Source organism: Agromyces sp. NPDC056389 (assembly GCF_042262385.1).
Lineage (GTDB): Bacteria > Actinomycetota > Actinomycetes > Actinomycetales > Microbacteriaceae > Agromyces.
In genome coordinates this window covers 1051453-1070060 of the sequence record NZ_JBHJPN010000001.1, presented here as the reverse complement: position 1 = coordinate 1070060, position 18608 = coordinate 1051453, and the positions used below count along the sequence as shown (strand labels likewise).

Annotated in this window: 16 protein-coding genes and 1 tRNA gene; 15 read left to right on the top strand and 2 right to left on the bottom strand. The window is 67.2% G+C overall.

What is annotated here, in order from left to right:
• Positions 1-54: 54 nt before the first annotated feature.
• The 13 genes from ACFCVM_RS04945 (at position 55) to ACFCVM_RS04885 (ending at position 14236) form a co-directional block, all read left to right on the top strand.
• Positions 55-1470: a polysaccharide biosynthesis tyrosine autokinase gene (locus ACFCVM_RS04945; protein WP_375834601.1), complete on the top strand. Its 1416-nt coding sequence runs from the start codon at positions 55-57 to the stop codon at positions 1468-1470.
• The gene (locus ACFCVM_RS04940; protein ID WP_375834598.1) at positions 1467-2084 is read left to right on the top strand and encodes a low molecular weight phosphatase family protein; all 618 of its coding nucleotides are present in this window, start codon (positions 1467-1469) and stop codon (positions 2082-2084) included. Before ACFCVM_RS04945 ends, ACFCVM_RS04940 begins: the two co-directional genes overlap by 4 nt.
• Positions 2085-2179: 95 nt before the next feature.
• Entirely contained in the window at positions 2180-3043 is an 864-nt protein-coding gene (locus ACFCVM_RS04935) for a hypothetical protein (protein ID WP_375834596.1), read from the top strand.
• The gene (locus tag ACFCVM_RS04930) at positions 3034-4896 is read left to right on the top strand and encodes a polysaccharide biosynthesis protein (protein ID WP_375834593.1); all 1863 of its coding nucleotides are present in this window, start codon (positions 3034-3036) and stop codon (positions 4894-4896) included. Before ACFCVM_RS04935 ends, ACFCVM_RS04930 begins: the two co-directional genes overlap by 10 nt.
• Positions 4856-6025 carry a DegT/DnrJ/EryC1/StrS family aminotransferase gene (locus tag ACFCVM_RS04925; protein WP_375834590.1) on the top strand — a complete coding sequence of 390 codons (1170 nt, stop codon included), beginning with the start codon at positions 4856-4858 and terminating at the stop codon, positions 6023-6025. The genes ACFCVM_RS04930 and ACFCVM_RS04925 overlap by 41 nt, the downstream gene beginning before the upstream one ends.
• Positions 6022-6651: a sugar transferase gene (locus ACFCVM_RS04920; RefSeq protein ID WP_375834587.1), complete on the top strand. Its 630-nt coding sequence runs from the start codon at positions 6022-6024 to the stop codon at positions 6649-6651. Before ACFCVM_RS04925 ends, ACFCVM_RS04920 begins: the two co-directional genes overlap by 4 nt.
• Entirely contained in the window at positions 6648-7289 is a 642-nt protein-coding gene (locus tag ACFCVM_RS04915; protein WP_375834585.1) for a NeuD/PglB/VioB family sugar acetyltransferase, read from the top strand. Before ACFCVM_RS04920 ends, ACFCVM_RS04915 begins: the two co-directional genes overlap by 4 nt.
• A complete protein-coding gene (locus ACFCVM_RS04910) occupies positions 7286-8221 on the top strand; it encodes an NAD-dependent epimerase/dehydratase family protein (RefSeq protein ID WP_375834583.1) in 936 nt (311 codons plus the stop codon). Before ACFCVM_RS04915 ends, ACFCVM_RS04910 begins: the two co-directional genes overlap by 4 nt.
• Positions 8218-9393, top strand: coding sequence for a glycosyltransferase family 4 protein (locus tag ACFCVM_RS04905; RefSeq protein ID WP_375834581.1), 1176 nt, complete (start codon positions 8218-8220; stop codon positions 9391-9393). Before ACFCVM_RS04910 ends, ACFCVM_RS04905 begins: the two co-directional genes overlap by 4 nt.
• A gap of 146 nt (positions 9394-9539) precedes the next feature.
• Entirely contained in the window at positions 9540-10574 is a 1035-nt protein-coding gene (locus ACFCVM_RS04900) for a glycosyltransferase (protein ID WP_375834578.1), read from the top strand.
• Positions 10571-11647: a glycosyltransferase gene (locus tag ACFCVM_RS04895; protein ID WP_375834576.1), complete on the top strand. Its 1077-nt coding sequence runs from the start codon at positions 10571-10573 to the stop codon at positions 11645-11647. The genes ACFCVM_RS04900 and ACFCVM_RS04895 overlap by 4 nt, the downstream gene beginning before the upstream one ends.
• Before the next feature lie 46 nt (positions 11648-11693).
• The gene (gene wzy / locus ACFCVM_RS04890) at positions 11694-13001 is read left to right on the top strand and encodes an O-antigen polysaccharide polymerase Wzy (protein WP_375834573.1); all 1308 of its coding nucleotides are present in this window, start codon (positions 11694-11696) and stop codon (positions 12999-13001) included.
• Complete coding sequence (locus ACFCVM_RS04885; RefSeq protein ID WP_375834570.1) at positions 12998-14236, top strand: lipopolysaccharide biosynthesis protein; 1239 nt, start codon at positions 12998-13000, stop codon at positions 14234-14236. The genes wzy and ACFCVM_RS04885 overlap by 4 nt, the downstream gene beginning before the upstream one ends.
• Here the strand turns inward: ACFCVM_RS04885 and ACFCVM_RS04880 are convergent.
• A complete protein-coding gene (locus tag ACFCVM_RS04880; RefSeq protein WP_375834567.1) occupies positions 14205-14843 on the bottom strand; it encodes an acyltransferase in 639 nt (212 codons plus the stop codon). The two genes, ACFCVM_RS04885 and ACFCVM_RS04880, sit on opposite strands and share 32 nt — an antisense overlap.
• 300 nt (positions 14844-15143) lie before the next feature.
• Here ACFCVM_RS04880 and ACFCVM_RS04875 point away from each other — a divergent pair, with 300 nt between their 5' ends.
• Positions 15144-16946: a DUF4012 domain-containing protein gene (locus ACFCVM_RS04875; protein WP_375834564.1), complete on the top strand. Its 1803-nt coding sequence runs from the start codon at positions 15144-15146 to the stop codon at positions 16944-16946.
• A 64-nt stretch (positions 16947-17010) separates the two neighbouring features.
• A complete protein-coding gene (locus tag ACFCVM_RS04870) occupies positions 17011-18318 on the top strand; it encodes a UDP-glucose dehydrogenase family protein (RefSeq protein WP_375834561.1) in 1308 nt (435 codons plus the stop codon).
• Between the two features lie 119 nt (positions 18319-18437).
• On the opposite strand, the gene ACFCVM_RS04865 is transcribed toward ACFCVM_RS04870, so the two are convergent.
• A tRNA-Pro gene (locus tag ACFCVM_RS04865) sits at positions 18438-18511 on the bottom strand.
• Positions 18512-18608: the final 97 nt, after the last annotated feature.

Genomic DNA, 18608 nt, shown 5'->3' with positions numbered 1-18608 from the left:
GCAAGACTGGCTGACGGCAGCGCTGTGGGGGTGCGCCGACCGAGAGGACGTTCCGTGGAACTTCGCGACTATGTGCGCATTCTTCACAAGAACTGGGTGCTCATCGTCGCGAGCATGCTGCTCGGAATCGGCGCCGCAGCCGTGTACTCCCTCGCAGTCACGCCGAAGTACGAAGCGGCCACGGAACTCTACGTCTCGGTGCGATCGGGCGACACCGCCGTCACCGGCGACCTCGTGCAGGGCACGAACTTCGCTCGCCAGGCGGTGACGAGCTACGTCGACGTCGTCGACAGCGCGATCGTGCTCGACCGTGTGATCGCAGAGCTGGCGCTCGACACCTCGAGCGGCGCGCTCGCCGGCCAGATCGACGCGAGCTCGCCGTTGAACACCGTGTTGATCCAGATCTCAGTGACCGACAGCGATCCCGAGCTGGCCGCCGAGATCGCGAACGCGACCGGCCGCAACTTCGCCGACGTCGTGGTCAACGACCTCGAGAAGCCCGACGGCGACGGCGCCAGTCTCGTGAAGATCGAGACGATCCAGCCGGCGACGGTTCCGGCGGCACCGTCGAGTCCCAACGTCGGGCTCAACCTCGTGCTCGGTGCGCTCATCGGCCTGGCGGTCGGCATCGGCGTCGCGGCCTTGCGAACCGTGCTCGACACGCGCATCCACTCGCTGCACGACATCGCCCAGGTCACCGACAAGCCGCTGCTCGGCGGCATCGCCCTCGACCCGGATGCGAAGCGGCGGCCGCTCATCGTGCACGCGGACCCCCGCAATCCCCGCGCCGAATCGTTCCGCAGCCTGCGCACGAACCTGCAGTTCGTGAACATCGAGGGCGGACCGCGCAGCTTCGTCGTGACGAGTGCCCGCCCCGGCGAGGGCAAGTCCACGACCACCGCGAACCTCGCGATCTCGCTCGCCGAGACGGGCGCCAAGGTCGCACTCGTCGACGGCGACCTGCGCATGCCCAAACTGGCCGATTACCTCGGCGTCGAAGGCGGTGTCGGCCTCACCGACGTGCTCATCGGTCGCGCGCAACTCGTCGACGTCTTGCAGCGATGGGGCCGAGGGCAGCTCTACGTGCTGCCGGCCGGGCGCATCCCGCCGAATCCGAGCGAGCTGCTCGGCTCGGCCGCGATGGCGCGGCTGCTCGAGACCCTCACCAACCAGTTCGACTACGTCCTCATCGATGCTCCGCCGCTGCTGCTGGTAACGGATGCCGCGGTCGTCTCGAAGCTCGCAGGCGGAGCGATCGTCGTGGCGGCATCGGGATCGACGAAGAAGCAGGAACTCGCCGGTGCCGTGCGCGCCCTCGACGCGATCGGCAGCCGACTGCTCGGCATCGTCGTCACCATGCTCCCGACGAAGGGGCCCGACAGCTACGGGTACGGCGCGTACACCTACGGAATGACCCACGACCTGTCCGGGGAGTTCGACGTCGAGGCTCAGGCGGGCGGGCGACCATGACCTTCCGCATCCTCACGGTCTGCTCCGGGAACATCTGCAGGTCGCCGCTCGCCGAACAGTTGCTGCGCAACGGACTCGCCGATGTCGAAGGCGTCTCGGTGGGCAGCGCCGGCACGATCGCCATGGTCGGAGAACGGATGCCGCCGGAGGCTGCCGCGCTCGCCGCTCGCTTCGGTGCGACGGATGCCGCGGCGCACCGCGCGCGTCAACTCGACGAGCAGCTCATTCGTGATGCGGATCTCGTGCTCGCCCTCGCGCGGGAGCATCGTCGCTTCGTGGTGGAGACCGTGCCCGCAGCCACCCGTACGACATTCACCCTCCGGGAGTTCGCGCACCTCGCGGCATCCGTGAGCGAGGCCGATCTCGCCGACATCGATCCCGCTCCGCGAGGTGAGGGTGTGCGGCAGTGCTTGGGGGCTGTCGTTGCGGCGACGGCGGCGCTGCGCGGCGTCGTGGAGCCGCTCGCATCGGTCGATGATCTCGATGTGATCGACCCGTATCGTCGCGGTGCGTCGGTCTACGAGGAATCCGCGGCACAACTCGTGCCAGCTGTCCGGTCGAGTGTCGACTTATTCAGACGTGCCGCAGGGCGGACAGCCGCTGGGCGGACGTAGGAGCAGCGTTGGGGGGACAGCGTCGAAATTCGGGGGGTCGTCGTACGACGACGTGGGCATGGAGCGGTCTCGCGGCGCTCGCAACGGGTGTTCTCGTGCTGTCGATCATCGCCCTCGATCGTCATCGCCCGATGACGGTGGAGGGTGGAGTGCCGGGCGGGGCGCTCACGGCGGTCGCGACGGATGCCGCCGAGGCCACTCCGGAGCAGCCGGAGGTCACGGCCACGCCGACGACGGTCGGGAGCCGCGTGCTCGCCTCGCTCGATGCGAATACGGCGGTGCGGGCGTCCGTCACGACGTGCCCGACGCCGACCAGCATCGAGGTGACGGCTGACGGCGGCGCGACCTGGGAGGCGTTCACTGCAGACCGCATCGCCGCGGTGCAGCGCATCACGGTCGGCGCCGACGCGTTCATCGGAATGCTCGGACTCGCGGTCGAGGGTTGCACGCCCACATTCGAGCGCTCGTTCGTCGGCGGAGCTGCGTGGGAGGCGGCCCCCGGGGAAGCCGCATCGTCGTGGTACGTCGACGCCTCGAACCGGGGCGTCCTTCACACGCCCACCGGTGACCGATCTGCACCATGCGCAGCCGCGGTGCAGATCGCGGTTGTCGATCAGCTCGCCGCCGGGGTGCTGTGCGATGACGGCACGCTACACGCGACGGCCGATGCAGGGGTGAACTGGATGCCGCCGATCTCGATGCCCGGCGCGGGTGCCATTGCAGCGGGCGGCAGCGGGTACCTCGTCGTGGATCTGCACCCCGACGAGTGCGCCGGGGCCAGGTTGATCGAGGTGTCCATCGCGGTCGGCGGCCTCAGTCATGGCGCTGCAGGCGCATGTCTCACGGCGACGGCCGCGGCCGGCGAGGTCGCGATATCGACGGCCGCGGATGGAACGACGTGGTTGTGGGCGGGCGACGCACTCGGCCGAACCGACGACGGGGGCACGACATGGCTGTGAAACGCGAGCGTGCGGGCATTCTCGAGCGTGGATACCGGGTGCTGCCGGTGCGGTTCGGCACGCAGTTCGGGCTCGACGCCGTCTCTTGGGCTCTGGCGATCGCACTCGCCGAAGTGCTCAGGTACGAGTTCGAGCTGAGCCGGATCTCGATCGCCCCGATGATCCTGCTCATCGCGTGCGCGGTGGTGCTGCAACTCGCGGTCGGGTGGATGTTCAGCCTCTATCAGGGGCGGTTCACCTACGGCACATTCGAGGAGGTCCGAGCGCTCGGGGCAGCGGTGCTCGTCGTCGCGGGGATCCTCTCGGTGCCGGTCGTACTGTTCGGAACCTCCGTCGGCGTGCCTCGGAGTACTGTTCTGATCGCCGTGCCGATCGGATTGCTCCTGATGTTCGCCGCCCGCTACCTGAAGCGGCTGTACGTCGAGCACCAGCAACGGCCGCGTGCGGACGCGGATCGCACGCTCATCTACGGGGCGGGCGATCTGGGTGCGTCCCTCGTACGCCGCATGAAGACCGAGACCGAGTCCGGATTCCTGCCGGTCGGCCTGCTCGATGACGACGCGACCTACAGCAATGTTCGCCACAGTAACGTTCCGGTTCGCGGTACGCTCGCGGATCTCGACCAGGTCGTCCTCGACACGAAGGCGACCGTCCTCGTCGTCGCGATCGCCCGAGCGGATTCGGCGATGCTCCGACGGGTCTCCGACGAGGGCCGCCACCTCGGGCTGCAGGTCAAGGTTCTTCCCAGGCTCGACGAGATACTGGCTGGTGGGACCGGTCTCCACGAAGTTCGAGATGTCTCGATCGAAGACCTCATCGGGCGGAACCCTGTCGACACCGATGTCGGGTCGATCGCTGGGTATCTCGCGGGCAAGCGAGTACTGGTGACTGGCGCGGGCGGCTCCATCGGATCGGAGCTCTGCGGACAGATCCTGAAGTACGCTCCTGCCGAGCTCATCATGCTCGACCGCGACGAGACCGGGCTGCAGGGTGCCCAACTGCGCACCGTTGGCCATGGGCTGTTGGACACTCGCGATGTCGTACTCGCCGACATCCGTGACGGCAGGGCGATCGATGGGCTGTTCGAAGAGCGGCGGCCGGAGGTCGTCTTCCATGCGGCGGCGCTGAAACACCTGCCGATGCTCGAGCAATATCCCGATGAAGCCTGGAAGACGAACGTGCTCGGCACCCTGAACGTGCTGAACGCGTCGCGTCGTGTCGGCGTCGAGACATTCGTCAATATCTCGACCGACAAGGCGGCGAATCCCACGAGTGTGCTCGGGCGCTCCAAACGGGCTGCCGAGAAGCTGACCGCCTGGATGGCTTCCGAAACCGGTCTCCGCTACCTGTCTGTGCGGTTCGGCAATGTGATCGGCAGCCGCGGTTCGATGCTGCCGACGTTCCATGCGCTCATCGAGGCAGGCGGACCGGTGACGGTGACACATCCGGAGGTGACTCGGTTCTTCATGACGATTCCGGAGGCGTGCCAGCTCGTGGTGCAGGCCGGCGGCATCGGTGCGCCGGGAGAGGTGCTCATCCTCGACATGGGAGAACCAGTACGTATCCTCGACGTCGCGAAGCGCATGATCGAGATGTCGGGCAAGGAGATCGCGATCGTCTTCACCGGGCTGCGGGATGGTGAGAAGTTGCACGAAGAACTCGTCGGCGCCGCCGAGACGACGGAGCGTCCGCGTCATCCGAAGATTCGGCACGCCATGGTTAAGGGCGCTTCGCCGACTGAACTCGAACTCGATGGTTGGCAGGCACTCGTCGGGGTGGTGCGGGGTGAAGGCGATTCCAGGCGCGATCTCCGTGTTCAGCCCGACGCACACGGGAAGGGCAGAGATGTCTGACCGGATCTACCTGTCGTCGCCCGACATCGGCTCGCTCGAGGAGGAGTTCGTCGTCCGTGCCCTGCGTTCGGGTTGGATCGCTCCATTGGGTCCTGAGGTCGACGGCATCGAGGCCGACTTGGCTGCACGCGTGGGCAGGCAGCACGCTGTCGCGCTCTCATCGGGAACGGCTGCACTGCACCTCGGCCTCGTTGCACTCGGTGCAGGCGTTGGAGACGTCGTCGTCACCTCGACGATGACATTCGTCGCAACTGCGAACGCCATCGTCTACACGGGCGCTGAGCCGTACTTCGTGGACTGCGATCCGACGACCGGCAATATGGATCCCGCCCTGCTCGCCAGGGCGCTGGACGAGCTGATCGACGAAGGGCGTCGGGTCGCGGCGGTCGTGCCGGTCGACCTGCTGGGCAAGTGCGTCGACTACACCTCGATCGAGAGCGTCGTCGCCGACCGAGGGATCCCGTTGATCGCCGACGCTGCCGAATCGCTTGGCGCTTCGCATCGCGGTGGGGCGGCCGGTTCGTTCGGACACGCGGCGGTCTTCTCGTTCAATGGGAACAAGATCATGACGACGTCAGGCGGTGGGATGCTGCTGACCGATGACCCATCGCTGGCGGAGCGCGTGCGGTACCTGTCGACGCAAGCGCGGCAACCGGTGGCCCACTACGAGCACACCGAGGTCGGCTTCAACTACCGCATGAGCAATGTGCTCGCCGCATTGGGGCGGGCGCAGGCTACCCGGCTGGACGAGATGATCGCGCGGCGGCGCACGCACCGTGAGCGGTACGCGGCACAGTTCGCCGGTGTCGCGGGTGTGGAGATATTCGGAGCGGAAGGCGACGAGCACGACAACGTGTGGTTGACCGCGATCATCGTGGATGAGAACGTCACCGGGTGGAGCCCGACCGACCTCACGAGCTGGCTCGACGCTTCATCGATCGAGTCGCGCCCGCTGTGGAACCCGATGCATCGGCAGCCGGTGTTCGCGGGGGCTCGCAGGAAGCTCTCCGGCGCCGCCGACGAACTGTTCCGCACTGGACTCACGCTGCCGAGCGGGTCCGCGCTCACGCCAGAGCAAGTGGAACGTATCGATGATCGCATCGAGGCTTTTCTGGAGGCGAGGGCGTGACGACGGTACGAACCTATGATCCCGTCAAACGCGCGCTGGATGTGATCGGAGCAGCGGTCGGCCTGATCGTGCTCTCACCGGTGATGCTCGGCGTCTCGATCGCCGTAGTGGTCCGATTCGGCCGGCCGATCCTTTTCACGCAGGAACGTCCCGGACTCGGCGGAAGGCCCTTCCGGCTCGTCAAGTTCCGCAGCATGCTCGACGCGGATCCGGTCAGGGGGCTGACGAGCGACGCGGACCGGCGCACGCCTTGGGGGAACGCGTTCCGTTCGACGAGCCTCGATGAGCTGCCCGAACTCTGGAATGTGCTTCGCGGAGAAATGAGCTTCGTCGGACCACGGCCATTGCTGCCCTCTTACCTCGATCGGTACACGCGACAGCAGGCTCGCCGGCATGAGGTGCGGCCTGGCATCACCGGTCTGGCGCAAGTGAACGGGAGGAACATGCTGTCCTGGGATGACCGTCTCCGCCTCGACGTGGAGTACGTCGATCATCGGAGCTTCCTCTTCGATATCCGGATTCTGGCACGAACGGTCCTACCGGTGCTCCGAGGCGCGGGCGTCACCGGGCCCGGAGGCGCAGCATCGGAGGAATTCCTGGGCACCGCCGAGAGTGCCGCGGAATGAGTGTCGATATCGTGATCGTCGGTGCTGGCGGGTTCGGTCGCGAATGCGCGAGCATCGCCGCCGCGCGGAACCGTGCTTTCCCGGACTCGGTCCGAGTCCTCGGCGTGCTCGACGCATCGCCGTCGACGCGAAATCTGGAACGACTCGAAGCACTCTCGATTCCCTACCTCGGAACCCCCGAAGACTGGATCGCCGGCCAGGTCGATGCCGAGCACGTGATCGCGATCGGCGATCCGATGGTCCGATCACGGATTGCGGAGCAGTTCGCCGTGCAGGGCCGTACCGCGCATACCCTCGTCCATCCGGGGGCGTCGATCGGTGAGGAATCGGTGCTCGCGCCGGGCGTCGTCGTGTGCGCCGGAGCGACTGTCTCGACAAACGTCATCCTCGAGCGAATGGTCCACGTGAACCCGGGCGCAGTCATCGGGCATGACAGCATCCTGCGCGAGTACGTCTCCGTGAACCCGGGCGCAGTGATCTCCGGCGACGTGCTGGTCGAATCGCAGGCGCTCGTGGGCGCAGGGGCGGTTGTTCTCCAGGGGATTCGAATCGGGACGAGAAGTGTGGTGGGTGCTGCCGCCTGCGTGGTTCGGGACGTGCCGGACCGAGTGACAGTGAAAGGAGTGCCCGCCAGATGACCCGTACGGTACTGATCACCGGCGGAGCCGGCTTCATCGGCTCGAATCTGGCTCGCCGCCTCAGCGATGACGATTCAACCGACGTTCGGGTGCTCGACGACCTCAGCACCGGTCGGATCGAAAGCGTGCGCGATCTCGGCGTCGATGTGATCATCGGGTCGATCCTCGATCGCGCCGTATTGAGCGATGCGATGCACGAGGTCGATGCTGTCGTGCATCTCGCCGCACTCGGCAGCGTGCCGGCATCGGTCGCCGACCCGCGTATGACCCACGACGTCAACGTCAATGGCACGCTCAACGTATTGGAGGAAGCGAGAGTCGGTCGCCCGCACGTGATCTTCTCGTCTTCGAGCGCTGTGTTCGGCAGCAATCCCAAAGTGGCGAAGGATCCCGATGACTGGACACGCCCGATCAGCCCGTATGGGGCCAGCAAGCTCGCGGCCGAGGGGTACGTGAATGCCTACGCGACGAGCTACGGGCTATCGACACTGGCACTGCGATTCTTCAACGTGTATGGTCCCGGCCAGTACGCCGACCACGCATACGCCGCGGTGATTCCCCGGTTCGTCGAGGCCGCGCTCACCGGCGACCCACTGGAGATCCACGGAGACGGACTGCAATCGAGGGACTTCACCTTCGTCGACACGGTGTGCGACGTGATCGTCGACGCCCTCGATCGTCGCTTCGAGCTTCCGCATCCGGTGCACTTGGCCTACGGCACGTCGGCGTCGCTCCTCATGGTCGTCGATGAACTCGAGCGCGCAGTCGGCCGGCCGCTCGATCGTCGATTCGTCGCTGCGCGCATCGGAGATGTCCGGGCATCGCAGTCGAACACCGCCGGCGTCTTCGAGTACTTTCCATCCGTGTCCTCGATCGGCCTGGAAGACGGCCTCGCTCGGACGCTCGAATGGGCGAGGATGCAGCCTCGATGACCCGTGTCGCCGTCATCGTGAAGACAAGCGAAGGCGCGAGATGGATCGTGCCGCAGATCAAGTCGCTGCTCCTGCGCGGAGGCGAGGTCGTTGCAGTGATTCCGTCGGGGCCGGGTCGGCTGGCGACGGAACTCGACCGGCTTGCAGCAGACGAACGCCGGTTCGAGGTGATCCGCACGCCGTTCGACTTCAGATTCGCGCCGCACATCCGGACACTGCGGGGGCTCCTGCATCTTCGCCGGGCCCTCCGCCGGGTCGACGCAGATGCTGCGCTCTACCACCTGTACGCGAGCGCGCTTGCGAGTCGTTTCGCGCTCTCAGGCACCCGAACCCGACGGGTGCACATGGTCGCCGGCCCGCTGTATCTCGAATCGCCGGTGATCAGGACGGTCGAGCGTCTCGCCGCACGCTGGGACGATGTGCTGATCGCGGGCAGCGACTACACAGCGCGACGTTACGCCGCGCTGGGCGTCGCATCCGACCGGATCTACTCGATTCCATACGGCGTCGACGTCGAGCGATTCGCCCCGGGCGAGCCGAGCGGGGCAGCCCCGCCCCCGGGCGTCGTGCAACGTGGGGCCTTCCGAGTCGTCATGGTCGCCTACGTGTACGCGCCGAAGCGACTCGCGCACGCAGGTCGGGGCATCAAAGGCCACGACGTGATGCTCGAGGCCTGGAGCCGATTCTCGCGACGACATGGGGAAGCGGAGCTCCACTTCGTCGGCGGCGGATTCGACGCGGCGGGGGAACGCTACCGTCGGCGGGTGATATCCGAGTTCGAGTCGGTCATCCTCGACCGGGGGATCACCTGGTCGGAGTCGCTCGATGAAATCCGCACCGCATACGCGCATGCCGATCTGAGCGTCAGCCCGTCGTTGTCGGAGAACCACGGTGCAGCACTGGAGGCTTCGGCGATGGCCGTGCCATCGATCGTCAGCGACGCGGGAGGCCTGCCGGAGACGGTGCTCCCCGATACGGGCTGGATCGTCCGCGCTGGATCCGTCGATGACCTCGACTCTGCTCTCGAGTCCGCCTATCACGAGTGGCGCAGTGGTGCATTGGCCGATCGCGGTCGGCGAGCAAGGATGTACATGACACGACGGTTCGATGGGCGCGCCGCAGCCGACCGCGTCGCTGATGTGGTGCTTGATTCGGGCGGAGTCCGCCGATGAGCGGCCGGCGTGACGGCGCCATCGCCCTCTTCGTCGAATCTCGAGCGACGCGGGGGGACGGCGGCCGGGGCACGTACACTCGCGATGCCGGAGTGAGCGGGCGGAATTGGCAAGCGGACCTTCGTGAGCACCAGGATCTTCGTCTCGTGCTCCGCGTCGATGACGCGACGGCTCTCGAGGGCGTGCAGATCGATGGCACGGTCGTGGCTCTCCCCACATACGTCGGACTCGCAGCGATGGTGCGGAGACTGCCGAGGCTCGTCATGTCGGTGGATCGCGCCGTACGGAACTCCGATGTGACCTGCGTCAAGCTTCCCGGGATCATCGGCCTGATCGCAGTCTGGCGGGCGTACCGCCGACGGCGGCCGATCGCTGCGCAAGTCGTGGGAGATATCGACGATGTATTGCGAACCGGGGTGGCCGGGAAGGTCGGCTCGATGCTCGCACCGCTCGCCGTTCGACTCACGCGTCGTGCCATCCGTCGTGCTGACACTGTGCGCTACGTCACCGAGCAGTCACTCCAGCGCAAGTACCCGGCCCGTACCGGAGCTGTGCGCGTGGCCTATACCGACGTCCGTGCCGAACCCATCGCCGTGCCGGGATCGCGCGTACGCATCCCAGGAAGAATCATCGCGGTGGGGTCGCAAGAACAGTTGTACAAGGGGCACCAGGTCCTCGTCGACGCCGTCGCAGCCCTCGTGCGAGACGGGATCGATGCCCAGCTCGATCTTGTCGGCGACGGGCGGAGGCAACCGGAGCTGAGCGCACTCGTCGGCTCGCTCGGCATCGCTGGTCGGGTGCGCTTCCTCGGGCACATCGACGATCGATCGTCGTTGCTCGCGCTGCTCGACCAGGCGGAGGTCTTCGCGATGCCGTCACTGACAGAGGGTCTGCCGCGGGCGCTGATCGAGGCGATGGCCAGGGGCCTCCCGTGCATCGGCTCCGATGTGGGAGGCATCCCGGAATTGCTGCCGCGGGCAGCGCTCGTGCCGCCCGGCGACGTGATCGCACTCACGAGAAAGCTTCGGCGCGTGCTCACCGACCGGTCGTTTCAGGCCGACCTCGAGGCTGCGGCGATCGAGTCCGCGGAGCGATTCAAGCCCGAAGCGCTCGAGCGCAGGCGACAGATCTGGTCCGCGAGTGTCGGTGCCCTCGTCAGCGGTCGCGGGAGCAGCTCATGAGCACCACCACCGTGGTCCACCTCATCGGTTCTCTCGACCGAGGCGGCGCGGAGTCGGTCGCGCTCGACCTCTGTCGTCGAATCCCTGCTGGGGAGGTGCAGCAGGTATTCCTGTGTCTCTCGGGCAGAGTCGGGATGCTCGCGCCATCGTTCGAGACTGCTGGGGCGATCGTCGAGGCGATGAATGTCCGCTCTCCGATCGAGGCCGCGAGACTCGTACGAGCGGCGGTGCGGCGTTACCGACCTGACGCCGTCGTATCGCACGTGTCACTCGCGAGTGGATGGTTGTTGACAGCGGCATGGGCGGCCGGCGCGAGGATCAGGATCGCTCGCCTCCATTCGGTCGGCGATGGACGGGGCAATGACTTCGGACGTCGGGTCTACCGTGTCGTATCGCGTCTTCTCATGGTCGGCTTCGCGACACGGATCGTTGCAGTCTCTCGCTCGAGCCTCGAATTCGGCCTCGGAAGATGGGCGCCGTTCATCCCTCAGCGTCGATCGTTCGTTCTGGGGAACGGCGTGGACACAGAGCGATTCGCTCCGTCCGTCGATGTCCGACCTGAGGGGGAACCGCGAGTGATCCACGTCGGCCGCGGCTCCCCGGAGAAGAACCGAGCGGCACTCGTGCCCATCTTCCTCGCGCTCGAGCGAACGATTCGCACTCGCTGGTGGATTGTCGGCCCGGGCGACACAACGGATCTCGGGACGCTCCCCGGAGATCGTTTCGAGGTGCTCGGGGACAGGTCGGACGTTCCATCGCTGCTCGGAAGGTCAGATGTGCTCGTACTTCCCTCGCTCCGCGAGGGCCTCCCCGGAGTCATCCTCGAAGCGCTCTCCACGGGTGTGCCGGTCGTCGCATCCGATCTGGAGACGCTCAGAGAGCTCGCGACGGTTCTCCCTGGCATCCGGCTGGTACCGCCGCGCGCCGCGCCGAAGGTCTGGGCGGACGCGATCGCCGAGGTGATCGCGCTCGATCGTTGTGACGCGGAGGGGCTTCGATCCGCCGTGGTCGACTCCGAATTCGCCATCGAGAGGAGCGTGCGTGACTGGCGTCACCTATTCGGCGCCCGGTGACACGCTCGTGAATGACGAGCGAGTCGCGGGCAGTCCACTTCGCCGCATGTTCGGAATCGCATGCAGCGCCGCAGCGCTCGTGACACAGCTGAGTGTTCCGGCAACGTTGCAGCTGTCGGCTTTGGTGCTCGCCGTGAGTCTGCTCGGCGCGATGATCGTCTCCTGGCGGCGCGACCGCGGCGTCGGCGGGGCGGCGTTCATCTACACCCTGGTGTTCGGGCTGTTCCATGGCGGGCTCGTATTCGCCGTCGCCCTCGGTGGTGAGAGCATGATCATCGGTCAGGGCAACAACGATTGGGTGCTCTCGAGCGAGGTGCACAGCGCCGTGACGGCTGTCTGCGTGGCTGTCATCGCTTGGGAGTTGGGTCTGCTCGCGAGCCTGCCGAGTCGACGGGCACCGCAATCGGGTGCGGCGCGGACGAGTCGGAGCAGGACGGATCTCGTCGGGTACGCGGGGGTCCTCCTCGGTCTCGGTCTCATCACGCTCGCTCTGCAGCCGGGCGGGGGCATCGGTGTGCTGTTCTCCGGATATCTCGTGTTCCTCGAGAAGGTGGCGAACGACGGCATCTTCGGATATGGAATCGTGATGCTGGGGTACGGAGTGGGATTCCTCGTCGCCAGCGGCGGGCGCGCGCGTCTGATCGGGTGGGCCGTGATGGCGGCGATCGCGCTCGTCGGCCTTCCGCTCGGCCTGCGCGGCACCGTCCTCTTCCTGCTCGCCACGGTGCTGGTCGTGGAAGCGAAGCGCACACGGATTCGCTCTGGATTGTTCGCGCTCGCCGCGTTGCTCGTCTTGGCTCTCGTGTCCGTGCTGCGGACGACGCGGACCGGCGGCCTCAGCGCTCTGCTCGATGACGGTCTTGCGCGCGCGACGCCGCTCGAAGCCGCGGCGGAGATGGGGTACTCGCTGTATCCGGTCGTCGTGGTGCAGCACTGGCTCGACAGCGGCGTCGAGGTTCGCGGTGGAGTCACCTTCGTTGCACCGATCGTGAGATTCGCCGAAGGCTTACTCGGAATGGATACGGTGCCCGGCGCGAGCGATCTTCGCATCTTCAACGTCGAGATGCTCACACTCCAGGGGCCGATCGGCGGGTCACCAGTGGCGGAGGGGCTGCGTAACGGCGGAATCCTCGGGGTCTGCCTCCTGATGGGGCTGTTGGGCTGGGTGATCGGCCGTGTCGACCGCCTGCCAGCGACCGCCGACGGCGGGGCGCTCACGGCGGTCGTCTTCCTGCCGCTCATCATCGCGGTGCGGAACTCGTTCGCGCCGGTGCTCGTGCAGCTCGCGATCGGCTTCATCATGCTGTTCGTTGCTCGGATGATCGGTCGGAACCATCCGAGGGGTGAACCGTGACGAAGGAATCGGGGGTTTCGTTCATCCGCAATGTCGGCGCGCTGCTCGTCGGCTCCGGTACGCAGCTCGTCGCCAGCGTCGGCGGTGCCCTGCTCACCACCCTCGTGCTGCCTGTCGATCAGCGGGGTCTGATGGTCATCGTCGTCACCATCGCCTCGATGGTCGCGCTGATCGGCGCCGCCGGTATCGGCAACGCGTACCGGCATCGTCACCCGGGTGAAGTCGACCAGGATGCACTCTCGGCGGACTTCACCACAGTGTCGATGGTGCTCATCGTCGTGTCCGGTCTCGGCGGTGCCGTTGCCTGCGTCGCAATGGCCGGACTTGCAGATGCCCGCCTGCTCGAATGGAACTACGTGCTGGGCGCAGCGCTTGCGGCGTCGGCCCAGGTTGCGACGCTGCTCGTCACGGAAGCGCGATTCGCGCTCGGGCAGTTCGTCGAGGCGTCGCGGTGGGCAGCGGCTTCGGCAATCGTCGGATTCGCCGGCGTCGCTGTCGCCCTCGCGGTCGGTGGCGATGCCGCAGCCGTCATCACCTCCCAGGCTTGCTGCCAGTTCGTCGTCGTCGTCGCGGCCGCGGTTGCTTCCACGCGTGCGCGAGCCCTCGTGTGGGCCTCGACGAGCCGGCGCCGTGCGGGTGTGCTCCTCAGCCACGGCATGCGATCCCTCGTGCTGCCGGTTGCGATCGTCGTCATCTCGCGGTTCGATCGTCTCGTGGTCGCCGCGTTCGACACCGCCGACGCCGTGGCGGTCTACGCGCTGGCGGCGACGGTCGTCGAGGTCGCCCGTCTTGCGCCGACGGCGATCGGTCAGCTGGCCACCAGGGAGGTCGCTACTGGCTTGGCCTGGCGCGCGTTTCGGAGTCGACTCCTGCTCGCCACGCTCGCTGCGGCGCTCGTCGGTATCGTGCTCGTCGCCTCGGCATTCTTGATCGTTGTGCCCGTGTTCGGCATCGATTACGCCGAATCGCCCTTCTTGGCGGCGGTGCTGCTCTGGTCGGAGGTCGCGTATGCCGTGATCGTCGTCGCGAACCTCGCGATCATCGGCGGGGGGTGGTCGACGGCCGCGCTTCGGCTCGGTATCGCCGCGATGGGCATCGCGATCCCGCTCTACATCGCAGGAGCCGCGATCGCCGGGCCCTTCGGTGTGGCGTGGGCTCGGCTTCTGGTCTTCGTGCTGATCGCGGTGCTGATGCTCGCCTCCATCAGGAGTCGGCTCGCTCGCGTCGCGGCGTGAGTTCCCGAGCCGGAACACCGGCCACGGTGCTACCAGGGCGGACGTCCTTCGTCACGACGGCGCCGGCCGCGATCGTCGCACCGTCCCCGATCGAGACGCTGCTGAGGATGATTGCTCCTGCGCCAACCCAGACGTCCGCGCCGATCCTCACCGGTGCTGCGGTGAAGCGCATCGCTCGAAGCGGGACGGTGTGGTCATGGTTGCCATCCCGGACCACCGTCCGTTCGGCGAGTTTCGAGCCCGGGCCGATCCGTATCGAACGTCGGGCGACGATCGTGGAGGAGGGACCGATGTAGTCGGCCTCGATCCGAAGATCGGCGTCAGGACCAGCGGTGACGACGCATCCGTGTGAGATATGGCATCCATCGAGCACGAGTCGGCCCGCTCCTTGGACGCTGATTTCGCAGTTCTTGCCGATGAACACCTCACCGTGCACGATGAGGCCGGGGTACATGGCCCGCAGTATGAGCAGCCGAGTGCGCGATGCGAAACGCTGCGCTACGAGTCTCGATCCGCGAAGGATGCGTGCGGAGGAGGCGCGCGCCCAGCTGTGGTCGACGATGACGACCTTCGCAGGGCGGCCCGGATCCTCGCCGGCGTCGTGCATAGAGCTCCTCAGTCGGTGACGATCCATGGACGGGTCTGTCGTTCGACACTACGCCGCCGGCCATTGCGGAGTGCCCGCCACGCTGCGGAGGTGGATCTTCGTCACCGACCGTGCGATCGGGGTGCTCTCTACGAGCGGACTCCGGAGGTCATGCCGATTCACGCACCGAAGCGCGAGGCCGTGACGAGGAGGCCGCTTCATCAACAGGATCCGCTTCGCACTTGATTGGCGACGACGCACTGAACCGACACCGGTGTCAACGCACGTCCGCGCGCTCGTGTCGGCTAGCGTGGTCGAATCATGGAGCGCCGCGAAGGGGAGTCCCGCCGACCGTTGATTCGGCGGCCCGTGTTCTGGGTGCCGCTGGCGGCGCTCGTGCTGCTCATCGTCGGCGGGGGCATCGTCGCGGCGGTCCTCGTGCCGCGGGCCCTGGACGCCCGAGACCGGCTCCAATCGGCGCCGCAGCTCGTCGTCGAAGTTCAAGAGCGCATCCTCGCCGGCGATACGCAGGGCGCGACGCAAGCCGCCGCCGAGCTCGGTGTTCTCACCGATTCGGCCCGAAAGCAGACCAGCGGGAGGCTCTGGCAGGCGTTCGAATGGGTGCCCTTCGTCGGCCAGAACCTCCACGCCGTGCGCATGGCAGCCGCTTCGGCCGACGTGATCGCACGCGATGCAGTCGTGCCCGCGGCATCCCTCAGCCTCGATGCTCTCAAACCGGTCGATGGACGCATCGATCTCGGAGCGGTGACCGCCGCCGCCGCGACGGTCGATGGCGCGGCCGATGCGGTCACCGAGGCGACATCGATGCTCGAATCGGTGGATCGCTCGATGCTCGTGCCCGAAGTCGCTTCGGGGCTCCAGCGCCTCGACGGCGCGACCTCGTCGGCGCAGCAGGTGCTCGAGCCGGCGCGCGCGGTCGTCTCCGTACTTCCCGGCCTGCTCGGCGCCGATGGTCCGCGTGACGTCCTGTTCCTGTTCCAGAACAACGGTGAGGTCATGCCACGCGGTGGCACCGTGGGCTCCCTCGCGCAGATGCACATCGAGAGCGGGGCGATCACGCTCGTCGCGCAGTCGTCGGCGGCGCCGATCGACATGCCGATGTACGACGAGGATGTCGTCCCGATCGCGGCGGATGTGCGAGCGACCTACCCGAGCGGGCTCGGACGCTATGTGCAGAATCTGACCCGGACACCACGGTTCTCTCTGACGTTCGACATCGCGAAGGAGATGTGGGAGCGCACCCATGGCGTCGAAGTCGACATGGTCGTCGCGATCGACACGGTGGCGCTGAGCTACTTCCTCGATGCGACCGGGCCGATCGATCTCCCTGGCGGCCTTCAGCTGACGAGCGCGAATGCCGTGCCGATGCTGCTCGGCGACCTCTACCAGGCATTCGAGCCGTACGAGGTCGATGCGATCAACCAGGCCTTCGCCGCCACGACGATGTCGCGGCTGATGTCCGGAACCGTGGACGTACGTGCCCTGGTCTCGGTGGTGCAGCGCGCTGCCGACGAGCGCCGCATCCTCGTTCGGAGCGAGCGGCCCGCGGAGCAGGACCTCATCGCCGGCTCCCCGTTCGAAGGCGAGCCGCCGAGTGAGGATGCCGCCGCCGATGGGTTCGGTGTCTACTTCATCGACTCCACGCCGGGCAAGATGCAGCGCTTCATGACGCAGAACGTCGATCTCTCGCAGGCGGTCTGCGCCGCCGACGGACGACGGAATGTACGAATGACGGTCGTGCTGGGAAACGCAGTCGATCCGGCGAGTGTCGAGAGCCTGCCCGGCTACGTCACCGGTGGCGGGCAGGCGATCGAGGTCGGGAGCATGCGAGTCGAGGTGCTGGCGTACTCGCTGCCCGGCTACGAACTCGTCGAGCAGAAAGCGGATGGGAACACCGATGCCGTTCGCACGGGCACCGACGGCGAGTTCGCGGTGGCGCAGCAGACGGTCACGATCGCCCCGCAGCAGACTCGGACACTGACGTTCGACTACGTGTCGGCGGATCCGGCCGAGGTCGAGCTCGTCGCCGACGTCACACCGGTCGTGTCGCCGACTCAGCTCACGACCGGGTCGCTGGACTGCGCGATGATCACGGCGGGGTGACCAGGCGCCCCGAGGCCGTCTGTACGGCAGAATGGAAGCCGTTCGACAGAGACGAAGGGTCGGCATGCGCATTTCGGTCATCGGCTGCGGTTATCTCGGCGCGGTGCACGCCTCCGCGATGGCCGAACTCGGCCACGACGTCATCGGCATCGACGTCGACGAACGCAAGATCGCGGCGCTCGCGGCCGGCCTGCCAGCGTTCTACGAGCCCGGGCTGCCCGAGATCCTCGCGACGGCGACGGCGAGCGGGCGACTCCGCTTCAGCACCGACATCGCCGACGTCGCCGATGCCGAGGTGCACTTCCTGGCCGTGGGCACGCCGCAGGCCGCCGAGACGGGCGCCGCCGACGTGTCGTACGTCGATGCGGCGTTCACCGCGTTGCTGCCGCACCTGGCCGACGGCGCCCTCGTCGTGGGCAAGAGCACGGTGCCCGTCGGCACGGCCGCTCGTCTCGCCGAGCGGCTCGCGGCCGAGGCCGGCCACGCCGGGCTCGCGTGGAACCCCGAGTTCCTGCGCGAAGGGTTCGCCGTGAAGGACACGCTCTCGCCCGATCGCCTCGTGTACGGCGTCGCGGAGGGCGACGCCCACGCGACATCCGTGCTCGATCACGTCTATCGCGCCGCGATCGAAGCCGGGACGCCTCGCATCGTCACCGACTACGCCACGGCCGAACTCGTGAAGGTCGCCGCGAACGCCTTCCTCGCGACGAAGATCAGCTTCATCAACGCCATGTCGGAGATCGCCGATGCGACTGGTGCCGATGTCACCGCGCTCGCCGACGCGATCGGCCACGACGTGCGCATCGGCCGGCGGTTCCTCAACGCCGGCGTGGGCTTCGGTGGCGGCTGCCTTCCGAAGGACATCCGCGGGTTCATCGCGCGTGCCGAGGAGCTCGGCCTCAACGACACCCTCGCCTTCCTCGGCGAGGTCGACGAGACCAACCTGCGGCAACGGCGTCGAGTGGTCGAACTCGCGGTTCGAGACCTCGGCGGTTCGGCGGTCGGCAAGAAGGTCGCGGTACTCGGCGTGACCTTCAAGCCCGACTCCGACGACGTCCGCGATTCGCCGGCGCTCGACATCGCGATCCACTTGCAGGAACTCGGTGCTGAGGTCGTCGTCACCGACCCTGAAGGGCTCGAGAACGCCCTCGCGCGGCGCCCAGATCTCGGCACGGCGTCGACGACGCGAGAGGCGCTGTTCGGAGCGGATCTGGTGATCCTCGCCACGGAATGGAACGAGTACCGAACGCTCGATCCCGAGGCGACCGGGCGGCTCGTGGGGGAGCGCCGGATCATCGACGGACGGAACGTGCTCGATCCCTCGGCCTGGCGTTCGGCCGGCTGGCAGTACCGCGGGATCGGCCGGCCGTAGCGGGATCGGCAGACCGTGGCGGCGTCAGCTGCCGCGGTCATGCTCCCGTCGGCGGTGCGGGTGACCGCTCTGCACCGGACATGAGAAAACCCCCTCCCGAAGGAGGGGGTTTCACCCGGTCGGGGTGACAGGATTTGAACCTGCGACCTCGTCGTCCCGAACGACGCGCGCTACCAAGCTGCGCCACACCCCGGATCGGCCCTTGCGAGCCTCAACAAGAATAGCCGATAAATCGAGCCCGCCAGACCAACCGGCGCGCGAGATGGTGAGGGTTCCGCAGATCTTGCCGC